This window comes from Micromonospora sp. KC213 (assembly GCF_004348325.1).
In the GTDB taxonomy this organism is placed as follows: Bacteria; Actinomycetota; Actinomycetes; order Mycobacteriales; family Micromonosporaceae; genus Micromonospora.
This window is the reverse complement of the sequence record NZ_SMKF01000043.1, coordinates 13733-36931: the sequence shown is the minus strand read 5'-3', so window position 1 is coordinate 36931 and position 23199 is coordinate 13733. Positions and strand designations below refer to the sequence as shown.

Annotated in this window: 18 protein-coding genes; 4 read left to right on the top strand and 14 right to left on the bottom strand. The window is 73.4% G+C overall.

Annotated features, from left to right (window positions below; all coding sequences use genetic code 11):
• The 4 genes from E1166_RS12045 to E1166_RS12030 form a co-directional block, all read right to left on the bottom strand.
• On the bottom strand, nucleotides 1–961 hold a 961-nt coding region (locus E1166_RS12045), incomplete at its 3' end, for a LacI family DNA-binding transcriptional regulator (RefSeq protein ID WP_132338482.1).
• Nucleotides 962–1042: 81 nt separating this feature from the next.
• Complete coding sequence (locus tag E1166_RS12040) at nucleotides 1043–2542, bottom strand: amino acid permease (protein WP_132338480.1); 1500 nt, start codon at nucleotides 2540–2542, stop codon at nucleotides 1043–1045.
• A 135-nt stretch (nucleotides 2543–2677) separates the two neighbouring features.
• Nucleotides 2678–5506, bottom strand: a complete 2829-nt coding sequence (locus tag E1166_RS12035; RefSeq protein ID WP_132338478.1) for an adenylate/guanylate cyclase domain-containing protein — start codon at nucleotides 5504–5506, stop codon at nucleotides 2678–2680.
• Between the two features lie 149 nt (nucleotides 5507–5655).
• Nucleotides 5656–5880 carry a zinc ribbon domain-containing protein gene (locus E1166_RS12030; RefSeq protein ID WP_132338476.1) on the bottom strand — a complete coding sequence of 75 codons (225 nt, stop codon included), beginning with the start codon at nucleotides 5878–5880 and terminating at the stop codon, nucleotides 5656–5658.
• Between the two features lie 38 nt (nucleotides 5881–5918).
• Here E1166_RS12030 and E1166_RS12025 point away from each other — a divergent pair, with 38 nt between their 5' ends.
• From E1166_RS12025 to E1166_RS12015, 3 genes are all read left to right on the top strand, one after another.
• Nucleotides 5919–7079, top strand: coding sequence for a lytic murein transglycosylase (locus E1166_RS12025; RefSeq protein ID WP_132338474.1), 1161 nt, complete (start codon nucleotides 5919–5921; stop codon nucleotides 7077–7079).
• A gap of 72 nt (nucleotides 7080–7151) precedes the next feature.
• On the top strand, nucleotides 7152–8168 hold the full coding sequence (locus tag E1166_RS12020) for a GNAT family N-acetyltransferase (RefSeq protein ID WP_132263978.1): 1017 nt from the start codon (nucleotides 7152–7154) through the stop codon (nucleotides 8166–8168).
• Nucleotides 8169–8268: 100 nt separating this feature from the next.
• Nucleotides 8269–11541, top strand: coding sequence for a lamin tail domain-containing protein (locus E1166_RS12015; RefSeq protein WP_132338472.1), 3273 nt, complete (start codon nucleotides 8269–8271; stop codon nucleotides 11539–11541).
• Nucleotides 11542–11596: 55 nt separating this feature from the next.
• Here the strand turns inward: E1166_RS12015 and E1166_RS12010 are convergent, their stop codons facing one another.
• From E1166_RS12010 to E1166_RS11965, 10 genes are all read right to left on the bottom strand, one after another.
• A complete protein-coding gene (locus E1166_RS12010) occupies nucleotides 11597–12151 on the bottom strand; it encodes a helix-turn-helix transcriptional regulator (RefSeq protein ID WP_132338470.1) in 555 nt (184 codons plus the stop codon).
• 108 nt (nucleotides 12152–12259) lie between these two features.
• Entirely contained in the window at nucleotides 12260–12772 is a 513-nt protein-coding gene (locus tag E1166_RS12005) for a hypothetical protein (RefSeq protein ID WP_207914184.1), read from the bottom strand.
• Nucleotides 12773–13289: 517 nt separating this feature from the next.
• Nucleotides 13290–14273, bottom strand: coding sequence for a porphobilinogen synthase (gene hemB / locus E1166_RS12000; RefSeq protein ID WP_132263945.1), 984 nt, complete (start codon nucleotides 14271–14273; stop codon nucleotides 13290–13292).
• 19 nt (nucleotides 14274–14292) lie between these two features.
• Complete coding sequence (locus tag E1166_RS11995; RefSeq protein WP_132338466.1) at nucleotides 14293–15873, bottom strand: uroporphyrinogen-III synthase; 1581 nt, start codon at nucleotides 15871–15873, stop codon at nucleotides 14293–14295.
• Nucleotides 15870–16865 carry a hydroxymethylbilane synthase gene (gene hemC / locus E1166_RS11990; RefSeq protein ID WP_132338464.1) on the bottom strand — a complete coding sequence of 332 codons (996 nt, stop codon included), beginning with the start codon at nucleotides 16863–16865 and terminating at the stop codon, nucleotides 15870–15872. The genes E1166_RS11995 and hemC overlap by 4 nt, the downstream gene beginning before the upstream one ends.
• Nucleotides 16862–18202, bottom strand: coding sequence for a glutamyl-tRNA reductase (locus E1166_RS11985; protein WP_132338462.1), 1341 nt, complete (start codon nucleotides 18200–18202; stop codon nucleotides 16862–16864). Before E1166_RS11985 ends, hemC begins: the two co-directional genes overlap by 4 nt.
• Nucleotides 18199–18969, bottom strand: coding sequence for a redox-sensing transcriptional repressor Rex (locus tag E1166_RS11980; RefSeq protein WP_132263953.1), 771 nt, complete (start codon nucleotides 18967–18969; stop codon nucleotides 18199–18201). Before E1166_RS11980 ends, E1166_RS11985 begins: the two co-directional genes overlap by 4 nt.
• A gap of 251 nt (nucleotides 18970–19220) precedes the next feature.
• On the bottom strand, nucleotides 19221–19919 hold the full coding sequence (locus E1166_RS11975) for an HAD hydrolase-like protein (protein ID WP_132338460.1): 699 nt from the start codon (nucleotides 19917–19919) through the stop codon (nucleotides 19221–19223).
• Complete coding sequence (locus E1166_RS11970; protein WP_132263955.1) at nucleotides 19916–20170, bottom strand: glutaredoxin family protein; 255 nt, start codon at nucleotides 20168–20170, stop codon at nucleotides 19916–19918. Before E1166_RS11970 ends, E1166_RS11975 begins: the two co-directional genes overlap by 4 nt.
• Nucleotides 20160–21758, bottom strand: coding sequence for an AMP-binding protein (locus E1166_RS11965; RefSeq protein ID WP_132338458.1), 1599 nt, complete (start codon nucleotides 21756–21758; stop codon nucleotides 20160–20162). The genes E1166_RS11970 and E1166_RS11965 overlap by 11 nt, the downstream gene beginning before the upstream one ends.
• 436 nt (nucleotides 21759–22194) lie before the next feature.
• Here E1166_RS11965 and E1166_RS11960 point away from each other — a divergent pair, with 436 nt between their 5' ends.
• On the top strand, nucleotides 22195–23118 hold the full coding sequence (locus E1166_RS11960) for an ECF subfamily RNA polymerase sigma factor, BldN family (protein ID WP_132338456.1): 924 nt from the start codon (nucleotides 22195–22197) through the stop codon (nucleotides 23116–23118).
• Nucleotides 23119–23199: the final 81 nt, after the last annotated feature.

The following is a 23199-nucleotide window of genomic DNA, read 5'->3' as shown; positions in this document are numbered from 1 at the left end:
GCAGATCCCGGGGTGGGGTGGCCTGGTCACCGTCGACGCGGCTGGCCAGCAGGTCCACCGCCAGTTCGGCGATGCGTTCCTTGTCCGGCGTCACGGTCGTCAGGGTGGGGGTGCTGAACCGGCCGTCCTCGATGTCGTCGAAGCCCGCCACGGCGACGTCGCCGGGCACCCGCAGGCCCGCCAGGTGCAGTGCCCGCATCGCCCCGAGGGCCAGGGTGTCGGTGAAACAGAACAGGGCGTCGGGACGTACCCCGGCGGTGAGCAGCCGGCGCACGGCGGCGGCACCGTCGGCGCGACGCCAGGCCGGCGTGGGCACGACCAGCCGCTCGTCGTACCCGATGCCGGCGTCGGCGAGCGCGGCGCTGTAGCCGGCCAGGCGCAGCCGCGCCCCGACCCCGGCCGGGATGTGCGACGCACCGATCGCGGCGATCCGGCGGCGGCCGAGCCCGACGAGGTGCGCGGTGACCTGGCGGGCGGCGGTCACGCTGTCGATGCCGACGTGGTCGGCCGGCCCCTGGTCGACCCGCTCCCCGAGCAGCACCAGGGGGGTGCCGTCGAGGCCGACGAGGTCGTCGGCGCCGAGCGCCCGCGGGCTGAAGATGATCCCGTCGATCATGTGGTCGCCGATTCCGGCGGCGGCCACCCGTTCCCGCTCGGCGTCACCACCGGTCTGGTCGACCAGCACCGTCCACTCCCGTCGGGCGGCGGCGACGACCACGTGCCGGGCCAGCTCGGCGAAGTACGGCAGGTCGAGTTCCGGCACGGCCAGGGCGATCACCCCGGTCCGCCCCCTGCGCAGGCTGCGGGCGGAGAGGTTGGGACGGTAGTTCAGTTCGGCGACCGCCGCCTCGACCCGGGCCCGGGTCTCGGGTCGCACGTGCAGGTGGCCGTTGACCACGTTCGACACCGTCTTGACCGACACGCCGGCCCGCTCGGCCACGTCCTTCAACCTGTGTCGCACGGTGTCCCTCCCGCCGGCCGCGGTGGTGCGGACTCTAGCGCCGCGGTCGGGGCACGTACAACGGTGCCGCTGCCCGGGAGGTCAGCCGGTGGGTGACGGCTGGCGGGGCTCCGGGGTGGCGCCCCCACGCCGGGCCAGCCGGTTGCGGCGGTAACCGTAACCAAAGTAGATCAACGCGCCGAGCAGCATCCAGACGCCGAACCGCAGCCAGGTCTCCACCGACAGGTTCAGCATCAGGTACAGACAGGCCAACGCGGAGACGATCGGCAGCACCGGGGAGAACGGCACCCTGAACGGCCGGTCCAGTTCCGGGCGCTTACGGCGCAGGATCGGCACCGCGATCGACACGATCACGAACGCGCAGAGCGCGCCGATGCTGACCAGGTCGGCCAGCGCCGACAGCGGCAGGAAGCCGGCGAGCAGGGCGACCGCCACGGTCATCACGGCGGAGATCCGGTACGGGGTGCCCCAGCGCGGGTGGATCGCGGCGACCGAGGGTGGGATCAACCCGTCCCGGGCGATGGCGAACCCGATCCGACCCATGGCCACCAGGTCGACCAGGATGACGCTGGTCAGGCCGGCGACCGCGGCGATGGAGACCAGGACCCCGGCCCAGCCCGCGCCGACCGCGTTGAAGGCCGCCGCGATGGGAGCACTTCGGTCGATCTCGGTGTACGGCACCATGCCGACCATGACCAGCGAGACGCCGACGTAGAGCACGGTCGAGATCAGCAGCGTGCCGAGCAGGCCCAGGGTGAGATCCCGGCGGGGTCGCCGGGTCTCCTCCCCCAGGTTGGCCACCGCCTCGAAACCGGTGTAGGCGAAGAAGACCACGGCGGCGGCACTGAGCACGCCGACGAAACCGAACACCGACGGTTCCAGCCCGAAGAGGACCTGGGTGACCGGCTGCCTGATGCCTTCGTCGCCGGGCCCGGCAGGAGCGGCCGGCGGGATGAACGGGGTGAGGTTGGCGGCCTTCACGAAGAACAGGCCGGCGGCCACGACGAAGACACAGATGCCGACCTTCACCAGCACCAGGAGGTTGGTCACCCGGGCGGACTCGCGAACGCCGACGATGGCGACGGCACCGAGCAGCAGTACGATGCCGATCGCGCCGAGGTTGACGACGCTGCCCTCCTCACCGAACCAGGTGGTGGGCAACCCGAGGAGCTCGGCGAGATAGCCAGACCAGCCGCGGGCCACCACCGCCGCGCCGAGCGCGAACTCCAGTAGCAGGTCCCAGCCGATGATCCAGGCGACGATCTCGCCCATGGTGGCGTACGCGTAGGTGTAGGCGCTGCCGGCGGCCGGCACACTGGAGGCCAGTTCGGCGTAGCAGAGGGCCGCGAGCAGGGCGACCACCCCGGCGATGGCGAACGAGATCACCACCCCCGGACCGGCGCTGTCCCGGGCCTCGATGCCGGTGAGCGTGAAGATGCCGGTGCCGATCACGATGCCGATGCCGAAGCCGGTCAGATCCCGGGCCCGGAGGTGACGCCGCAGACCCGGCCGGTCCTCATCTGCGTCGGTCCGGCTCTGGGCGATCACCTCGCTGATCGGCTTGGTACGCAGCACGGACACCGCGCCCCCTCTCACCCGCGCGACCCCCTGGTCGCGACCGATGACCGGCGTTGTTACCCAGCTCAGGGATCCGTCAATCACCCACCTCAGGGGGCGTCTCGCCGCCGCTACCCCCGCCGTCGCCCCGTCCCCGGTTCAGGCCCACTCGCAGCGGCCCAGCTCCCAGCGGGCCGGTCCGGGCTGGCGTGGTGTCACCGACCCGGTGGTGCCGAACCGCACCGAGTCCCCGCGCAGGTCGGGGTGCTCCACCGCGAGGGCCACCGCCGCCGCCTCCTCCAGCCCCCACGTCCCGCCCTCGCCGTACGCGGCGTCGAAGGCCGCGTCGCCCAGCCTGCGTCGCAGCTTCGCCTGCTCGTCGATCCAGTAGGGGCCGTAGATGCCGGGCGAGGCACGTAGCCGTGCCCGCGTCGCCTGGGCCGCGCCGAAGAGCCGCGCCGCGGTGACCGGATCGTCGGCGGCGCACCGCACGGCCACCGCGCTGACCGTGTCGCAGGCCCGCCCGTGGTAGCCGTGACTCATCCGCGACCGCAGCGCCACCAGCAGGTGCTCGTGCGCCGCGACCTGGTCGCCGCGGGTCAGCGCGACCATGCCCAGCAGCATGTCCACCGACCGGCGGCCCCGCTCGACCGGGCGGGCCGCCTCCACCGGACGGGCCGCGCCGAGCAGTTCGGCCGCCTCGTCCAACGCTCCGCGACGCCACAGCAGCTCGGCCAGGTTGTAGACGGCGAAGAGCGCCTCGCCGGCCACCTCCCGCTCCCGCGCCCAGTCGATGACCTCCCGGCAGACCCGCTCCGCCTCCAGGAACTGCCCCATGTCGATCAGCGGCGCGGCCCGCCCGGCCAGCACCCGGGCGAGCAGGCCGGCGTCGCCGGCCTGCCGGGCCGCCGCCTCCGCCCGCCGCGAGTAGCGCAACTCCTCGGCGAACTCACCGTCCGCCCCGGCGTGCAGCGAGTGCAGGTGGTACGCCGCCGCCAGCTCCGCCTCCGGAATCGACTCGCCGGTCTCCGCGATGCGGCCGTGCAGCCGGAACAGCCAGAGCCGGGCCTCCCGGGACAGGCCACGCTCCCGCCACCACTGATCCAGGCCACCGGCCAGCCGCAGCCCGGCCCGGGCGCTGCCGCCGGTGGCACACCAGCGCAGCGCCGCCCGCAGTTCCCCGGCCAGCGGGTCCAGCGCGTACAGGGAGAGGGTGACCGGGCGGCCGTCGGGCCCGAGGTGGGCCTGCTCCAGCGCGTACGCCGACCACGCCACGTGCCGGTCCCGGGCGGCCTGCTCCTCGCCCGCCTCGGCCAACCGCCGGGCCGCGTACGCGCGGATCGGGTCGAGCATCCGGTAGGTGCTGCCCGTGACGTGCGGCTCGGCCACCACCATCGACTTGTCGACCAGCACCGAGAGCGGGTCGATCGGATCCTCGTCGAGCAGCCATTCGACCGTGGGCAGACTGACCGGCCCGGCGAACACCGCAAGCCAACGCAGCAACCGGGCCGCGCGGAGCCCCAACGTCCGGTACGACCAGGTCACCGTGGCCTGCATGGTGAGATGCCGCTCGGCGGCGGACCGCTGCACGGCCCGGTGCGCCGGCGACGGCGGTGGGCTGCCGGACGCGGCGGCGACCAGGTCGACGGTGTCCCGCTGGTTGCCCATCCAGGAGGGACACATCGGCGGGGCACTGTCGAGCCGCCCGGCGTCCAGAGTGCCCAGCACATCGTCGAGACGGGCGGCGAGCTGCCCGGCGGAGAGCACCCGCAGCCGGGCGGCGGCCAACTCGATCGCCAACGGCAGACCGTCCAGCCGCTGCGCCACCCGGCGTAGGTCACCGATCTCCGCCCAGTCCGGCGGTCGGCCACCCCGGGCCGCCGCCGTCCGGTCCAGCAGCAGGGCCACCGCGTCGCTCTCGGCGGGCCCCGGCTGCGGGTCCACCGACAGCGGCGGGATCCGCCAGACCACCTCGCCGGGCAGGTTGAACGACTCCCGGCTGGTGGCCAGCACCCGCACCCCGCCGCCACCGGCGAGCAGTCGGGAGATCACCTCCGCGCAGGCGGCGGGCTGGGCGTCGCAGGTGTCCAGCACCACCAGCATCCGGCGCGGGGCCGCGTACTCGACCAGGGTGTCCAGCATCGGGCGGCCCGGTTCCGGACGCAGCCCGAGCACGGCGGCGACCGCGAACGCCACCAGTCCCGGGTCGGTGACCGTGGCGATGTCCACGAACCACACCCCGTCCGGATACGCCTCGACCAGCCCGGAGGCCAGTTCCACGGCGAGCCGGGTCTTGCCCGCGCCGCCGGCGCCGAGGACGGTGACCAGCCGGTGCCGACGGATCAGCAGGTCCAGCTCCGCCCGTTCGGCCTGCCGGCCGATGAAGGAGGTGATCTGGGTGGGCAGGTTGTGGGCCACCGCCTCGGCGGTACGCGGTCGAGGGAACTGCCGCTCCAGGCCGGGCGCGACGAGTTGGAAGAGCCGCTCCCGGTCGTCGAAGCCACGCAGCCGGTGCAGCCCGAGGTCGAGCAGGGACGCGCCGTCCGGGAGCGGGTCGGCGAGCCGGGCGGTCGACGCGGAGCAGAGCACCTGCCCGCCGTGTGCGGCGGCGGCGACCCGGGCGGCCCGGTGTACCTCCGGGCTGGCGTACTCGCCGTCGCGCGGTTCGGCGTACCCGGTGTGCAACCCCATCCGTACCCGGGGTGGCGCCTCCGGGTTGGGCCAGTGGTGCGTGGACAGTGCCCGCTGCCCGGCCAGGCAGGCGGTGAGCGCCGCCGACGCGTCCGGGAAGGCGAGGAAGAACGAGTCCCCCTCGGTCAACAGTTCCGCACCGTCGGTCGCGACGAGGGTGTCCCGCAACAGCCGACGGTGTTCCCGCAGCACCGGGCGGTAGTCGGCGCCGAGCAGCTGAGCCAGCCGGGTCGAGCCCTCGATGTCGGTGAAAACGAAGGTCACCCAACCGGTCGGGAGGGAAATCCGTGGCGACATGCGTGGCACCTCCGGCCCTGACGTCAGGTTCGATACTGCCGTATGGTCAGACCGTCACGCATCGTGAGAACGGCCGGGCGACGCCCGACCCGAAGGTGCCACCCGACCTGGCGGACGGCGCGGACCCGGCCCGGCCGGCGCGGCGACGGTCAGCCGCAGCAGCCGCCGCCGCAGCACCCGCCGCCGGTCGGGGCCGCCGGGGCGCTCGACGGGACTCCCGCCCCGCCTCGACCGGTGAACGCGACGGTGGACAGCAGCTTGACCGTGTCGGCGTGCCCCTGCGGGCAGGACGCCGGCTCACCGGCGTCGGCCATCGGGCGGTTGACCTCGAAGGTGTCGCCGCAGGCGCGGCAGCGGAACTCGTACCGGGGCATGCTTTCAGCGTACGACCGGCCCTGTCGTCGCGGGGGACATGGGTAATACTCGACGGGTGTCCAGCGGCGAGGAGGGTGCGAGGATGCGACCCCTGCGACCGGCGACGCCGTCAGGCAGCTCCGGCACCGTCCCCGATCCCGACCCGGCGAACCCCGACGGGCCGCAGGCCGAAGGGTCCGCAGCGGACCCGGCGCAGGCCGGCGAGGCCCGCCGGGAAGCGGCCGAGGACAAGGCGGTCAAGGGCCCGGCCCGGCGGCGGCTGCCGTTCGCGCACGCCGTGCGGCTGCCTCCGCCTCGGCAGGCGGTGGCCGGGGCGGCCCGGGCCACCCGGGCCTGGGCCCGGCGGCCCAGCGGCCGGCTGACCCTCTCCGGGGTGTTCCTCCTCGCGCTGGTCACCACGACCGGCGCGGTGGGTGCCGTGGTGGTCCCGTCGGCGGTGCGGTCCACGACGCCGGTCGCCGCGGACGCGACCGACTCGGGCGTCGCCGTGGTGCCCCCACCGGGGGCGCTGCCCGACGGCACCGCCGCGGTGGTTCCCGGACCGCCCGTGTCCCCCGGGTTCTCCGCCACCGCCGTCCCGGGCGGGGTGGCGACGAGCGCCCCGGCGGCCGTTCCTGGCACCGCGCGGCCAGCCGACGCGATCGCCGAGTGGGCGCGGGTCACCGGCGCGAAAGTGGGCGTCTCCCCGGTGGCGATGCAGGCGTACGGCTACGCCGAGCTGGCGCTGGCCGAGACGCACCGCGGCTGCCAGCTCAGCTGGACCACGCTCGCCGCGATCGGCTACGTCGAGTCCCGGCACGGGCAGGCCAACGGCGCCACGTTGAAGTCGACCGGCCGGGCCGAGCCGGAGATCATCGGCGACCCGCTCGACGGCAACGGCGGCCGTTCCCTGATCCGGGACACCGACCGGGGGCTGTTCGACCGGGACACCACCTACGACCGGGCGATCGGGCCGATGCAGTTCATCCCAACCACCTGGCAGGAGATCGGCGCGGACGCCGACAACGACGGCCGGAAGGACCCGCACGACCTGGACGACGCGACGCTGGCCGCCGGGCGGTACCTGTGCAAGGGCGGTCGGAACATGACCGTCCCGGGTGACTGGTGGGGCGCCATCCTGTCCTACAACGACGTGCGCCGCTACGCCACCGACGTCTTCGACAAGGCCAACGAGTACGGGCGGACCAGCCGTACGTGACGTGATCGGCCGCATACATTGCCGGACCGGACACTTCCCCCGGACAGCTCTTGCCGGCAAGCTGTACGGGTGATGGTGCGCGAGTGGGATCCCCGGACCGCGTCGTCCGACGAGATCGGATCCGTGCTGGAGACGCTGAACGCGGTCCTGGCGTCGGATCTCCCGCAGGATCCGCCCTGGCGGGAGGGGTCGCTGCGGGAGTATCTGTCCGAGGTGATGCCGGGCGAACGGCGGATCTCCTGGGTCGCCGAGGCCGGTGCCGGCCCCGACGGCACCCCCGGCCGGATCCTCGGGCATGTGCACGTGCTGCTGCTCGGGGACATCGGCGTACTGGAGGTGCTGGTGCACCCGTCGGTGCGCCGCACCGGCCTGGGCCGGCAGTTGGTGCTGACCGCGGCCCGCCGGGTCTACCAGGAGGGTTTCCGCTCGATCGGCGTCGAGGTGGTCGGTGACACCCCGGCCGTCGCCTTCTACGAGTCGCTCGGTTTCGCCCGCGAGTACGTCGAGACCCGCAGCGTGCTCGACCTGGCCTCGGTGGACTGGCCGGCGTTGACCGAGATGGCCGGTGGGGTGGGCGCCGGCTACCATCTCGAGTTCTGCCCGGGCGGGCCGCCGGACGAACTGATCGAGGCGTACGCCCGGGCCAAGGCCGAGGTGCGCGACGTCGGCGACGGTGAGCTGCGCCCCAGTTCGTACGATCCGCAGCGGCTGCGGGACAGCCTGGACACCCTGCACCGGCGCGGCATGAAGCCGTACATCGTGCTGGCCCTGCACGAGCAGACCGGGGAGGTGGCCGGGCTGACCGAGGTGGTGGTGCCGGCACAGCACCCCACCCGCGCCGACCAGTACGACACCATCGTGGTGCAGGACCACCGCGGCTACGGCATCGACCGGGCGATCAAGGCCCGGATGTTGCTGGAGCTGCGCTCGGCCGAGCCCGAACTGGTCGAGGTGCAGACCTGGAACGCGCAGGCCAACGAGGCCATGCTGAAGGTGAACGCCGAGCTGGGCTACCGCCCCGACCGGGAGTGGTGCGAGTACAGCGTGGATGTCGCGGAGTTGGTGCACCGTCTCGACAGGGCCCGCTGACCTCGACGGCAATTCACCACATCGCCGGCCGGGGGATGGACGGCGGCCAACGACGGCCTTTAGCGTGCGGGGGTTCACGTCCACCCATCGTGGAGGCCCCATGCGCCCGCGCCGCAGATCCGCCGCGCTCGCCACAGCCGCCGCCGTCACCCTCGCGGGTGTCGGCGTCGCACCGGTCGCGGCCAGCGCCGCGCCCACCGACCTGTTCATTTCGGAGTACGTCGAGGGCTCGTCCAACAACAAGGCGATCGAGCTGTTCAACGGCACCGCTTCCGCCGTCGACTTGACGGCCGGCGGTTACCAGCTCCAGCTGTACTTCAACGGCGCCGGCACGGCCACCACTGTGGCGCTCGGCGGCGTCGTCGCCCCCGGCGACGTGTTCGTCTTCGCCGCCTCGTCGGCCGCCCCGGCGATCCTCGCCCAGGCCGATCAGACGTACGCCTCGGCACTGTTCAACGGTGACGACGCGATCGTGCTGCGCAAGGGCGGCACGGTGCTCGACTCGATCGGCCAGGTCGGCGTCGACCCGGGCACCGAGTGGGGCAGCGGGCTCACCAGCACCGCCGACAACACGCTGCGCCGGCTGCCGTCGGTCTCGGCCGGGGACACCGATCCGTCCGACCCGTTCGATCCGGCCGCCGGGTGGGCGGGCTTCCCGACCGACACCTTCGACGGCCTGGGCGCGCACTCCGTGGCAGACGGTGGCCCGGTCGACCAGCCGGCCAGCCTGAACTGCGGTGGCGCGTTGACCGTGGCGGCGGGCGCGAGCGCCACCCGCCAGGTCACCGCCACCGACACGGACGACACCGTCGTCGACCTCGCGGTCACCGCGGTCGCCCCGATGCCCGCCGCCGGGACGATCACCCGTACGGCGTTCATCCCCGCCACCGCGGCCGGCGGTACGGCCACCGCCACGGTCACCGCCAGCGGCCTGCCCGCCGGGGCGTACGCGGTCACCCTGACCGCCACCGACACTGAGGGCACCACCGCCACCTGCACGTTCACCGTGCAGGCCACCGCGTTGCTGTCGGTGGGCGAGGTGCAGGGCCGTACCGGCGACGACGAGAACGGCCGCACCGACCGGTCCCCGCTCGCCCCGGCCAGCGGCAACGGCACCAGTTCCCTCCTGTACGACGTGCGGGGCGTGATCACGCAGAAGTCCCTCACCCGCACCTCGGCCGGCGCCGACCAGCACGGTTTCTACCTGCAGAGCCGCCGGGGCACCGAGGATGGCGACCGGCTCACCTCGGACGGGATCTTCGTCTTCACCGGGTCGTTCACCACCCTGATCGGTGGCTATCCGCCGACGGTCGGCGACGAGGTGGTGCTGCGCGGCCGGGTGTCGGAGTACTTCAACCAGACCCAGCTCTCCAGCGCCTCGCTGGTGCGCAGGCTGGACTCCGGCCTGGATGTGAACACCGCCGTGGCGGTGACCGACGCGGTCCCGCCGGCGGAGGCGGCCGACGCGGACCGGTTCTGGGAACGGCACGAGGGTGCCCGGGTGCGGGTCCGGGCCGGTAGCGCGGTGACCGGTCCCCGGGACGTCTTCGGCTCCACCGCCGACTCGGAGGTCTGGGTGGTGGACCGGGACGATCCGCTGTTGAAGCGGACCGACCCGTACGCCCGCCGGGTCTTCCGGGACGCGCACCCGCTCGACGACATGCCGCAGCGGCTCTTCGACAACGGCAACGGCCAACGCATCCTGCTGGGCGGCGGCGGCGTGAAGGCCACCGCCGGGGACTCGGCGACGCTGCTGCCGCCGGCCCGCACCTTCGACACGGTGGCCGCCGACGGGTACGGGGCGGTCTCCTACGGCTTCAACAAGTTCAGCGTGCAGCCGGAGTCGCTTTCGCTCACCACCGGAGTCGACCCGTCGCGGAACAGCCCGCCGAAGCCGGCCGACCGGCAGCGGGAGGTCGCCGTGGCGACCTACAACGTGGAGAACCTCTACGACCACCGGGACGACCCGTTCGACGGCTGCGACTTCGCCGGCAACGCCGGCTGTCCCGGGGTGAGTCCGCCGTTCGACTACGTGCCGGCCGACGAGGAGGACTACCGCCGGCACCTGGCGGCGCTCGCCGACCAGATCCGCAACGACCTGCACGCCCCCGACCTGATCCTGGTGCAGGAGGCCGAGGACCAGGACATCTGCGCGGTCTCCGGCGACCGGCTGGTCTGCGGTGACCGCAACGACGCCGACGGGGCACCGGACACCCTGCAGGAGTTGGCGCTGACCGTGGCCGCCGCCGGTGGCCCGACGTACGCCGCGGCGTACGACCGGACGGGCGCGGACGCCCGCGGGATCACGTCGGCGTTCCTCTATCGGACCGACCGGCTGTCACTGGCCCCGGTGACCGCCGCCGATCCGCTGTTCGGCAGCGCGCCGGCGGTGCGGTACCGCGCGGCGGGGCTGCCGTCCAACGCGGACGTGCAGAACCCGAAGGCGCTCAACGCGCAACTGCCGGCCGACACCGACACGTCGACCGGCCGGGACGGGACCAACGTCTACACCCGCGCCCCGCAGTTGGGCAGGTTCGTGGTGCGGGCCGCGCCGGGTTCGGCGGAGTCCTTCGTGCTGTACGCGCTGAGCAACCACTACTCCTCCGGCCCGGACAGCCGGGTCGGGCAGCGCACCGAGCAGGCCGCGTACGGGGCCGCGATCGTCACCGCCGTCGAGGAGTCGGACCCGTCCGCCCGGGTGGTGTACGGCGGGGACCTGAACGTCTTCCCCCGCCCGGACGATCCGATCGCCACCGGCGCGAACCCGACCCCGTCGGACCAGTTGGCCCCGCTCTACCGGGCGGGTCTGCACAACCTCTGGGACAGCCTGGTGGCGGACGTACCGTCGGCGGCGTACTCCTACAGCTTCCAGGGCTCGGCGCAGACGCTGGACAGCATCTTCGTCAACGACACGCTCCACGACGACCTGGTGCAGGTACGCACGGCGCACGTCAACGCCGACTGGCCGGCGGAGCACACCGGTGACGGGTCGCGCGGTGCCAGCGACCACGACCCGTCGGTCGCCCGGTTCCGGGCCCAGCCGGCGCTGCGGGTCGCCGACGTGTCGGTGGTGGAGGGCGACAAGGGCGACCGCACGCTGACGTTCCAGGTGACCGTCTCCCGGCCGCTGTCCCAGCCGACGACGCTCTGCGCCGCCACCGTCGGCCTGAGCGCGCTGCCCTGGTCGGACTTCACCCCGTACGTCGGATGTCGGGTGCTGCCCGCCGGGCAGAGCTCGCTGGCCTTCCCGGTCACCGTCCGGGGTGACCGGCGGGCCGAGGCGGACGAGACGATGGCCTTCGCGGTCGCCGGTCCGTTGCACCTGCGGTACGCCGACCCACTGGCGACCGGCACCATCGACAACGACGACTGAGTCTCGACGGTACGACGACGGCCCGCTGGCCAGGGTGACCCTGACCAGCGGGCCGTCACCAGTAGGAACGCGGGCTGCGGGGCGGGGGCGGCACGTTCCGGTACTTCGCCACCCGCACCTCCCACTGGCTGCGCCGCCGCATCTCGTCCCGGACGGCACGGTTGCGGTAGAACGTCTCCGGCGGTCGGGCCAGCCCGTAGATGTCGGCCCACCACTCGCCCGGCTTCGGGTCGAGGATGGCGTCCAGGTGCGCCGGGTAGCGCCGCTCGGCGCCGTCACGGATGTCGTCGCGGTCCCGCATCGGCTGGAGTACCCGACCGCACCGGTCGACGACCGCCAGCTGGAACCCGCCGACGGCGAGGATCCGGTGCAGCACGGCCAGGCTGGGCAGCAGCTCACCCGCCTCGATCCGACCGATCGTCCCATGGTGCAGCCCGGCGGCGCGGGCGAGCTCCCGCTGGCTGCGGTCGGCTCGTCGGCGGACGGCGCGGACGATGCCGGCGACCGGCCAGACGATCTCGGCGTCGACCGGGCCAGCGACCGGCGGGTCGGGTGCCGGGTTGTCCGGCTCGTCGGGTGGTTCGTCGGCGGGGCGGATCGGTTCGGTCATGGCCCCACCGTCGCGTTCCGTCGGGCCGTTCCGCCACCCCGGCGACGCGTCCTGTGGACAACGACGTCCGCTGTGGAGAACCCGGAGGGCGTCTGGCCTCGGCTCCGCTCAGCCGGCCGGCTCCCGGAGCGTCCGAGCCCGCCGGAACAGCACGGCGAGCAGGTGCGCGTAGCCGCGCGCGTCATCGATTGCGCGGTGCGTGTGCGGAATGTTGCCCAGCCATTCGGCGGGCAGAGTGCGGGACGACACGTCGGCGACCGGACGGCCGGTGACCGCTGCGGCGTAGCTCTTCAGGCACAGGCCGGGGCCGTCGAAGAGGCGGTCCTTCTCGTAGGGGCCCGGGACCAGGCCGTAGCGGGTGAAGCGTCGGAGGTAGTAGTCGATCCAGGCACCGTCGAAGGCGATCGGCGAGGCGGCGAACATACGAGGGCCTGGCAGGTCGCGCACCCATCCGACGAACCGCGCCATGACCTCGTGGACGGGCTGCGGATCGGTGGTCGCGGCGGCCCACGCCTCGGGGTGGGTCTGGAACCACGCGTACGTGTCGGGGTTCGGGGCCGCACCCGGGAGCGGTTCGAGGACGGCTTCGAAACTGGCCAGTTCCTCGCCGTCGCCGGTCACGGCAACGGAAGCGAACGATCTCATCGAGTTGGGGCCCGGCCACGGACCATCGACCTCGATGTCCGTGACAACGTAGATCCAGTGGTCCTGACTGTCGGTCATTCCGGTCAAAGCAGACCTCCTCCGGTAGCTTCAGGCCGGCAAGAAGTGTGCCACGGCAACCCTCGACGCATTGACCAACCCGGATCCCGGACCCAAATCCGCAACTCTGCGTGACCATTGCCTGCATTCGCCAAAATGTAACCCTCGGTGAACCCCAACGGGCTCCCCTGACGGGCCGCCGTTCACCGGCCGAGCCAAGCCGGCCGTGAGCAGCCATAGTGCCGAACCCTCAACGAAGGTCGGTCACGCCACTCGGGCGCTTTGCTCTGCTACCACATACGCACCGCGCACTCAGCGTGGCTGTCGCGTCCATGGCAGCAGAGCAAAGCGTCCGCATGGGGTCCACCAGCAGCAGAGCAAAGAACACGGAGGGTGATGCTGGGAACCACGCACGGTCGACCGCGCCGACCCCGGCTCAGTAGCGCTGGCGGAGTAACTGGGCGGCCTCGACGGCCCAGTAGGTGAGGATGATCTGCGCGCCGGCGCGACGGATCGACGTCAGCGTCTCCAGCATCAGCCGTTCCCGGTCGACCCAGCCGTTCGCGGCGGCCGCCTCGACCATCGCGTACTCGCCGGAGACCTGGTAGGCGGCGACCGGGACGTCCACCGCGGCCCGGACCGCCGACACCACGTCGAGATAGGGCAGCGCCGGCTTGACCATCACCATGTCGGCGCCCTCGGCGACGTCCAGCGCCACCTCACGCAGCGACTCCCGCAGGTTCGCCGGGTCCTGCTGGTAGGTACGCCGGTCCCCCTCCAGCGCCGATTCGACCGCGTCGCGGAACGGGCCGTAGAACGCCGAGGCGTACTTCACGGCGTACGCGAGCACCGCCACGTCGCAGTGGCCGGCGGCGTCGAGCGCCCGGCGTACCACACCGACCTGGCCGTCCATCATCCCGGACGGCCCGACCACGTCGGCCCCGGCGGCGGCCTGGGCCACCGCCATCTCCGCGTACGCGGCCAGCGTGGCGTCGTTGTCCACCGCGCCGTCCGGGGTGAGCACTCCGCAGTGCCCGTGCGAGGTGAACTCGTCCAGGCAGAGGTCACTCATCACCACCGTGGCGTCGCCCACCTCGGCGACGACGTCGCGGATGGCGACGTTGAGGATGCCGTTCGGGTCGATGCCACCGGAACCGTACTCGTCCCGGGACGCCGGCACCCCGAACAGCATGATGCCGCCCACCCCGGCCTGGACCGCCTCGACGGCGGCCTTGCGCAGCGAGTCCCGGGAATGCTGGAGCACCCCCGGCAGCGACGCGATGGCCCGCGGCTCGGCCAGCCCCTCCTTGACGAACATCGGCACGACCAGCTCGGCCGGATCGACGCGGGTCTCGGAGACCAGCCGTCGCACGGCCGCGTTGCGACGCAACCGGCGAGGCCGGATCTCGGGGTACGGCATGAGGGACCTCCCGGAACGATCAGCGGAAGCGAAGGGCGGTCGGCCCCTGCACCTTCGAGCCGCGGCGCTGCTTGGCCGGCATGGCGGCCAGCTTCTCGCGCAGCTCGACGGCGTAGGCGGCGAGCGCCTCCACCAGGTCGGGCACCGAGGCGTGCGCAGGCTGCACGTCGACCCGCAGGCCGAACTCGGTCGCGGTCTCCGCCGTCTTGGGCCCGATGACTGCAACAACCGTACGGGCGTGCGGCTTCCCCGCGATGCCGACCAGATTCCGCACGGTGGAGGAGGACGTGAACAGCACCGCGTCGAACCCGCCCGACTTGATGGCGTCCCGGATCTCGGCGGGCGGCGGCGCGGCCCGCACCGTCCGGTACGCGGTCACGTCGTCGACCTCCCAGCCGCGCTCGGTGAGCCCGGCGGCGAGGGTCTCGGTGGCGATGTCGGCGCGCGGCAACAGCACCCGGCCCACCGGGTCGAGGATCTCGTCGTGCGGCGAGAACTCGGCCAGCAGCCCCTCGGAGGACTGCTCGCCGGAGGGCACCAGTTCCGGCTGGATGCCGAAGGCGCGCACCGCGTCGGCGGTCGCCTCCCCGATACAGGCGATCTTGACGCCACCGAAGTGTCGGGCGTCCAGGCCGTGCTCGGCGAACTTCTCCCAGACCGCGCGCACGGCGTTGACCGAGGTGAAGATCACCCAGGCGTACCGGCCGTCGACCAGACCCTTGACCGCCCGCTCCATCTGGGCCGGGGTACGCGGCGGCTCGACCGCGATGGTCGGCACCTCGCAGGGGATGGCCCCGTACGCCCGCAGCCGGGCGCTCATCGCTCCGGCCTGCTCCTTGGTCCGGGGGACGAGCACCTTCCAGCCGTACAGCGGGCGGTTCTCCCACCAGCTCAGCTTGTCCCGCTGGCCCACGCCCTGCCCGACGGTGAGCACCACCCGGCCGGTGAAACCGAGCGCCGCCGCGACGAAGGAGTCCACGGTCGACGTGGTGGTGTACTGCGTCTCGCCCGTGCCGTCACCGGTGACCCCGACGCCGGTCGCGCCGTCCACCCCGGCGGCGAGCAGCCCGTCCCGGATCGCGGCCAGGTCACCGGCGTCCACCGCCAGGGCCAGCGAGCCCCGGCCGACCGCGGCGGCCAGCGCGTCGAAGTCCAGCGTGCTGACGTCCTCGACGTCGGCGGCGGTCCGCACCCCCGGCAGCGGAACACCGGCGTAGGTGGCCACCCCCTCGGCCTGACCGACCCCCGGCACCACCTCGAAGTGCGCGGCGGTACGCGCCACCGCCTGCACCTCCCTGACGACCGACTCGTGGCCGAACGGGTCGCCGGCGACCAGGTGCACCGCGTTCAGCCCGGAGCGGGCCGCGGAGATGAGCACCTTGGCCACGTCACCCGGTGCGCCTTCGGCGGGCGTGAACTGCGCGTCGGACCTGGCCTGGGCGCGGACGACGTCGAGCAGCGACTCGGGCAGTCCCCGGTCGTACACGACCTGGTCGGCGTCGACCAGGGCGTCGTGCGCCCGGCGGGTCAGCAGGCCCGGGTCACCGGGGCCCGCCCCGACGAACGCGATCCGGCCTACGGGCTTACGGGTGCGGGTCATTCTGTGCTCCCAATGTGCTGGGTCCCCGGGCCGGTGCTTCCGTCGTGGCCGAGGATCGAGTCGGCGCCGAGGTCGAGGAGTTCGGCGGCTAGTGCCTTGCCGATCTCCGCCGCGTCGGCGGGCGTACCGGTGCGCGACAGCCGGAGGTCACGGGTGCCGTCCGGGCTGATCACCGCCCCGCGCAGGTAGATCTCATCGCCACCCGCGCCACCGGCGAGCGAGCTGGTCGGCTCGCCCTCGGCGATAACGGCATAGGCGGCGACGGGTGCCGAGCACCCGGCCTCCAGGGTGGCCAGCAGCGCCCGCTCCGCGACGACCGCGGCGCGGGACGGTGCGTGGTCGAGCACCGCGAGCAGCTCGACCAGATCGGTGTCGTCGGCCCGGCACTCCACCGCGAGCGCACCCTGGGCGGGCGCGGGCAGCATCAGCATCGGGTCGAGCGTCTCGGTGATCACGTCGGTCCGGCCCAGCCGGGCCAGGCCGGCCCGGGCCAGCACGACCGCGTCGAGGTCGGCGTCCGGGCCGAGCACCCGCCCCAGCCGGGTGTCCACGTTGCCCCGGATCGGGGTGACCTCCAGCTGCATGCCGAGGGCGTGCAGCTGGGCGATACGGCGCAGCGCGCCGGTGCCCACCACCGCGCCGGAGGGCAGCTCGGCGAGGGTACGACCGTCCTTGGCGACCAGCGCGTCGCGCGGATCATGGCGGGGCGGCACCGCCGCGATGTGCAGGCCGGGCGCGGCGGCGGTGGGCAGGTCCTTGTAGGAGTGCACCGCGAAGTCGATGGCGTCGGCGGCCAGCGCGTCACGCAGTGCGGAGACGAAGACGCCGACGCCGAGCCGGTGCACGGGGGCGGCTGAGCGGTCCCCGGCGGTGACGACCTCGACCAGCTCGACCTCGCGGCCGGTGGCCTCGGTAAGGGCCTCGGCGACGTGGCCGGACTGGGCCATCGCCAGGGCACTGCCCCGGGTGCCGAGGCGCAGGGGGCGGGTCATCGCTCACCTCCGGGGTACGTGGTGTCGGTGTCGACCACGTCGGGCACGGTGTCCACCGGGGAGGTCTGCGGCACCTCCAGGTCGAACAGTTCACGCAGCAGCGCGGCGTACTGGTCGCCGCCAGGCTCCGCGGCCAACTGGCGTACCCGCACGGTGGGCTGGTGCAGCAGCCGCTGCACCACCCGGTGCACCGTCCGGGCCACCTCGGCGCGCTGGTCCTCGGTGAGTTCCGGGCGGCGCTGGGCGAGCCGGCGCAGCTCGGTGGCGACCACGTCGTCGGCCCGGCCGCGCAGCGCGGCCACGGTGGGCGCCACGTCGGCGCCGCGTAGCCAGCTCAGGAACGCCTCGACCTCGGTGCTGACGATCCGGGTGACCTCGGCGGTGTCGGTGGCGGCCGGCCCGTCGGCGAGCAGGGCCGCCATCCGGTCGATGTCGATCACCTCGACGCCGGGCAGTTCGGCCACGCCCGGTGCGACGTCGCGCGGCACGGCCAGGTCGAGCAGGACCAGCGGCCCCCGGGCGGCGTCGCGCCGGGCCAGCGCCCGGGTCACCACGTCGATGGTGAGGACCGGTTCGTTGGCCGCGGTGGCGGCCACTACGATGTCCACTGTGGAGAGCGCGTGGACGAGCTCGGCCATCGGGACGGCGTTCGCCCCGTACGACTCGGCCAGCCGGACCGCCCGGTCGGCGCCCCGGTTGGTGACGGTGAGCGGGCCGGCACCCAGCCGGGAGAGGGTCGCGACGCCCAGCGCGCCCATCGCGCCCGCGCCGACCACCATGGCGGGCCGACCGGTGAGGCCACCGTCGAGGTGACCGGCGGCCAGGTCCAGCGCGGCGGTCACCACACTCTGCCCCGCCTTGTCGATGTTGGTCTCGGCGTGCGCCCGTTTGCCGACCCGCAACGCCTGCTGCATCAGCTCGTGCAGCAGCCGGCCGGCGGAGTCGGCCCCGGTCGCCCAGTGGTACGCGTCACGCAGCTGGCCGAGGATCTGCGCCTCGCCGACCACCATCGAGTCCAGCCCGGCGGCGACCCGGAAGACGTGGTCGACCGCGGCGGCGTCGTAGTGCACGTACAGGTGGTTGGCGAGCGCGGCCGGCGCGGACCCGGCCTGCTCGGCCAGCACGGCGCAGATGTCGCCCAGACCGCCGTGGAATCCGGACACCGCGGCGTAGACCTCCACCCGGTTGCAGGTGGAGATCAGCACCGCCTCGGCGACGTACGGCTGGGCGACCAGCCGGTCCAGGGTTCGGGTGAGTTCGGCGGGGGCCACCGCCAGCTGCTCCAGGGTGGCGACCGGAGCGGTGCGGTAGGACGCGCCGACGACGAGCAGTTTCACGTGCCGATCGCCTCCTGGGTGTCGGTGGCGCCGAGCCCGCCGGGCAGGGCGGTGAGTGCGGACCCGCCGGTGGCCGGGAGCCGGGTCAGTGACGCCTTGCGGTGCTCGTGGAAGGACAGGATCTGCAGCTCGATGGCAAGGTCGACCTTGCGCACGTCGACCCCGTCCGGAACCGAGAGTACGCACGGGGCGAAGTTGAGGATGCTGGTGACACCGACGGCGACGAGCTGGTCGGCCACCGCCTGCGCGGCGCCGGCGGGGGTGGCGATGACCCCGATCGAGATCGACTCCTCGGCAGCCACCTCGGGCAGGTCGTCGACGTGCCGCACCGCCAGCCCGTTGATCACCTCGCCGATCCGGCCCGGGTCGGCGTCGAGGAGCGCGGCGATCCGGAACCCTCGGCTGGCGAACCCGTCGTAACCGGCCAGGGCGTGACCGAGGTTACCCACGCCGACCAGGGCGACGGCACGCCGTTGGGTGAGCCCGAGTACGTACTCGATCTGGTCGATCAGGAGCGCGACGTCGTAGCCGACGCCCCGGGTGCCGTACGACCCCAGCTGGGAGAGATCCTTGCGGAGCTTGGCCGAGTTGACGCCGGCGGCGCTGGCCAGCCCCTCGCTGGACACGGTCTCGTGGCCGGTTTCGGCGAGGCCGTGCAGGGCACGGAGGTACTCGGGGAGCCGCGCGACGGTCGCCTCCGGCAGGTCCGGGAGCGCCGGTACGGCACCGGTGCGGCCGGGCGCGCCAGGGTGACGGTGCTGACTCATGAGACTCCGTGCGGTGCGATCCTCGGCCGGCGACCGACCGTTTCGGGACTCCCGCTGGCGACCGAGGTTGCCGGCTGTGCTAGCAGGGCGCGTCGGAACTACAGGGTAGGCGCTTGTGAAGAGCTGCACAAATCGCGATCTTGGGCCGCGGCGACGCCCGCTCACCAGCCCCCCCATTCCGCAAGATCGATATCGGTCCGGTCACCGACACCGTCGCGCGATTATTGCTCAATCCCGACTTCTCTCACCAATCACGCTCGGCCGGAGGGGGCGGGCCACGGTAGCGCGGTGGCGAGGCTCACGGCGTCGGTGAGGGTGTCGGCGGTCAGGTGGCCGGAGGCGCGCAGCCGGTGCGGGTCGGAGAGGCCGCAGGTGTAGAGGACGCAACGCGCGCCCACGCTCTCGGCCGCGTCGGCGTCGTCGAGCGAGTCACCGACCAGCACCACCTCGCCCCCGTCGAGGCCCAGCTCGGCCAGGTGCTTGGCCAGCCATTCCGCCTTGAATCCCCCGCCGACCGGGGCGCGCAGCCCGTCCACCCGGGTGAAGTGCGCAGTCAGCCCGTACGCACGCACGGTCGGCACCAGCTCCTCGTGGAACCACATGGACAGCAACGACTGGGTGCCCGGCCACGCGGCGATCGCCGCGGTCGCGTCGGCGGCCAGTGCGCAGGAGGCCAACCCGACCCGGTACGCGTCGTGGAAGATCCGGTCGAGGGTGCCAAACGCCTCGGCGTCCACCGCCCGGCCGAGCATCTCGGCGTAGTAGTCGGCGATCGGCCGGCGAAACCGGACCCGGTGCTCGTCCACGGTCACCGACCGGCCACCGGCGCTGGCGAAGGCGACGTTGGTGGCCGCCACCACCAGGTCCAGGTCGTCGAGGAGGGTGCCGTTCCAGTCCCAGACCAGGTGGGGGCGGGTGGGACCGGTCGTCCCGGGTTGCGCGCCGGTCACAGCTGCGGGGTGGTCAGGTCGCGCAGCAGCCGCTCCTCCTCGACCCGCCAGTAGCCGTGTTCCTTGCCGTCGAGCAGCACCACCGGCAGCCGGTCGCCGTACTCGCGCTCCAACTCCACGTCGCCGGTGACGTCTTTCTCCACCCACCGGTCGCCGGTGACCGCCACCACCCGGCCGAGCGCCGCCTTGGCGTCCTCGCAGAGATGACAACCGGGTCGGGTGATCAGGGCGAGCCGGGCGTCAGTGGACATCGGGCACCTCCGTGGGGCGGGCGGCCGGGACGGGCCGCAACTGGGTCTTGCGTACCTTGCCGATCGCCGAGTACGGCAGCTCGTCGACGAACTCGACGGCGGTCGGGCACTTGAACCGGGCCAGGTTACGCGCGCAGTGGGCCAGCAGCTCCGCACCGGTCACCGGGTGGCCCGGCACCGGCACCACGTACGCCCGGACAGTCTCGCCGGTACGCGGATGCGGCACACCCAGGACGGCCGAGCCGGCCACTCCCGGGTGCGCGTCGAGGACCAGCTCGACCTCGTGCGGGTAGACGTTGAAGCCGTTGACCAGGATCAGCTCGCCCAGCCGGTCGACCAGGAACAGGTCCCCGTCGGCATCGGCGTACGCGATGTCGCCGGTGGCCCACCAACCGTCGGCGTCCGGCCCGCCCCGACCGTCCGGCCAGTACCCGGCGAACAGGTTCGCGCCACGCACCACGATCTGGCCCGGGTCCGTGCCGGGCGAGGAGTCGGCGAGGAAAGGGTCGTCGGCCTCCTCGTCGGCCACCGGTACGCCGTCCCGCCACAGGTCGACACCGTCCGCCCCGACCAGGCGGAGCGCGACCCCGGGCAGCGGCCGGCCGATCGAGCCGGGCTTCGGCTCCCCGCCGACGAGGGTGGAGGTGAGCACCGGCGCGGTCTCGGTCAGGCCGTACCCGACGTGCACCGGGTGCCCGGTGACCTCGGTGAAGCGCGCCGCGGCGGCCGGGTCGAGCGGCGCCGCGCCGCAGACCGCCAGCCGGACCGACGCCATCGCCGCGGCGACCGTGTCCGGGGCCGCGGCGGACCAGGCCTGGAACATCGACGGTACGCCGACCAGCACGCTCACCCGGTGCCCAGCGATCTCGTCGAGCGCGCAGTCGGGGCCGAGGTCGTCGACGAGCACCCCGGTCGCGCCGTGGTGGACGACCGCGCCGAGCCCCGAGTTCAGCCCGTACGCGTGGAACAGCGGCAGCGCGAGCAGCACGGTGTCGTCCGCCCCGAGCACCGGCGGCTGGATCCGGGCGAGCTGGTCGTGGTTGGCGGCGAGCGCGCGGTGCGGCAGCATCGCCCCCTTGGGGCGTCCCTCGGTGCCAGAGGTGTAGAGCAGCGCGGCAAGGTCGGCGGGCTGCGCCGTCGGCGGCTCGCCGGGCTCCTCGGGGAGGGTGGTGTGCACGGCGGTCAGCGCCGGCAGTTCGTCGCCGCCGCGGCCGACCCGCTCCCGGACCTCCTCGGTGGCCAGCAGCAGCGCGGCGCCCGAGTCGGCGAGCACGTGCCGCAGCTCACGGCCGGTGTAGCCCGGGTTGACCGGCACCGCGACCAGTCCGGCGCGCAGCGTCGCGAGGAAGGCCACCACGAAGTCGGGCGTGTTCGGCAGGGCGATGGCCACCCGGGCGGGCGGGCCGCCGTCCCCGGCCGGCACGGTGGCGGCCATGGCACGGGCCACCGCCGTCACCCGCTCATTCAGTTCGGACCAGGTCAGGGTCTCCTCCCGCCAGTGCACCGCGGGGCGGTCGCCATGATCGGCGGCGGCCCGGCGGAGCCGGTCGGCGAGGTGGGGCGCGGAGCTGTCGGCGGGGTCCTGCACGGTGGCTGAGTTTGGCACAGCGTCGCCCGCACGGCCATGCCCCGCGCACCCGCACCACCGTCCACTTCACCCGCGACCTGGACTTTTCTCTCAGATCAGGTTGTGACGTGAAAGTCAACCGCACATGACGGACAACGGGTCCGCCAGTGGTGCGACCCGGACGGGAAATACTTTGGCCCTGTGTAACGGACTTGCCACGCGCGGGTGACGTTGGCCCTATCATCACTCGGGTCGGCTCACCCCATTTGCCGTGAGTCGACACCCCTCAGCCCGAGGAGGCCCCCGTGCCTGTGAGCGCATTGGACCAGCACCTCAAGGGGATGTGCCCCGCGTGGGCATGCCCCCGGACGGCCCTGCCCGTACCGGGCGGGCCGGATGCCGCGACGACCCGTCGTCGCGCTGCCCGGCCGGTCGCACCGCGCACCCGGGAGGCACGGTGAGCAGCTCCGGCTACTCGGAACGACCTGCCGGTCTGGCCGGCTCCGCGCCCCGGACATCGCCGAACGAACGCCTCGACGCCGGCCGGCTCCACCAGCGGCCGCACCACAACGAGGCGCCCACCAGGCCGGCCGCACCGGGGGGCAACGCGCCGGCCGGTCGGGTGGTGACACCGCCCCGGCCCACCATGCCGGCGCAGCACCGGCGGGTCGGCGAGCCGGCCGCGGTGACCGACCCGGCCGGCGCCGAGACCGCGGTGATTCCGGCCGTGCCGGCCGGCGACACCGCCGTCCTGCCGGCGGTCCCCGCCACCAGCCCGCCGAGCGCCGGCTTCCCCAGCCGGCCCGACCCGTCCGATCCGGCCACCGAGGTCTGGACACTGGTCGAACGGTCCCAGGCCGGGGACGCCGAAGCGTTCGGCCTGATCTACGACCGGTACGTCGACACCGTCTTCCGGTTCGTCTACTTCCGGGTGGGTAACCGGCAGTTGGCGGAGGACCTGACCTCCGACACCTTCCTGCGCGCGCTGAAGCGGATCGGCAGCTTCACCTGGCAGGGCCGGGATCTCGGCGCCTGGTTGGTGACCATCGCCCGCAACCTGGTGGCCGACCACTTCAAGTCGGGCCGGTACCGCCTCGAGGTGACCACCGGCGACGTGCTCGACGCCGATCGCGAGGACCGCGGGCCCGAGGGCAGCCCGGAAGCCGCCGTGGTGGAGCACATCACCAACGTGGCCCTGCTCACCGCGGTCAAGCAACTCAACCCGGAACAGCAGGAGTGCATCGTGCTCCGCTTCCTTCAGGGCTTCTCGGTCGCCGAGACGGCCCGGGCGATGGGCAAGAACGAGGGTGCCATCAAGGCGTTGCAGTACCGTGCGGTCCGCGCTCTGGCCCGACTCCTCCCGGACGGCTTCCAGCCCTGATCACCGCCGGGTCCTGACCGCGACCGGTCCGTCGCCCGTCGGCCGGGGTCCGGCGGGCACCCCGGGTCCCGTGACGGTCCT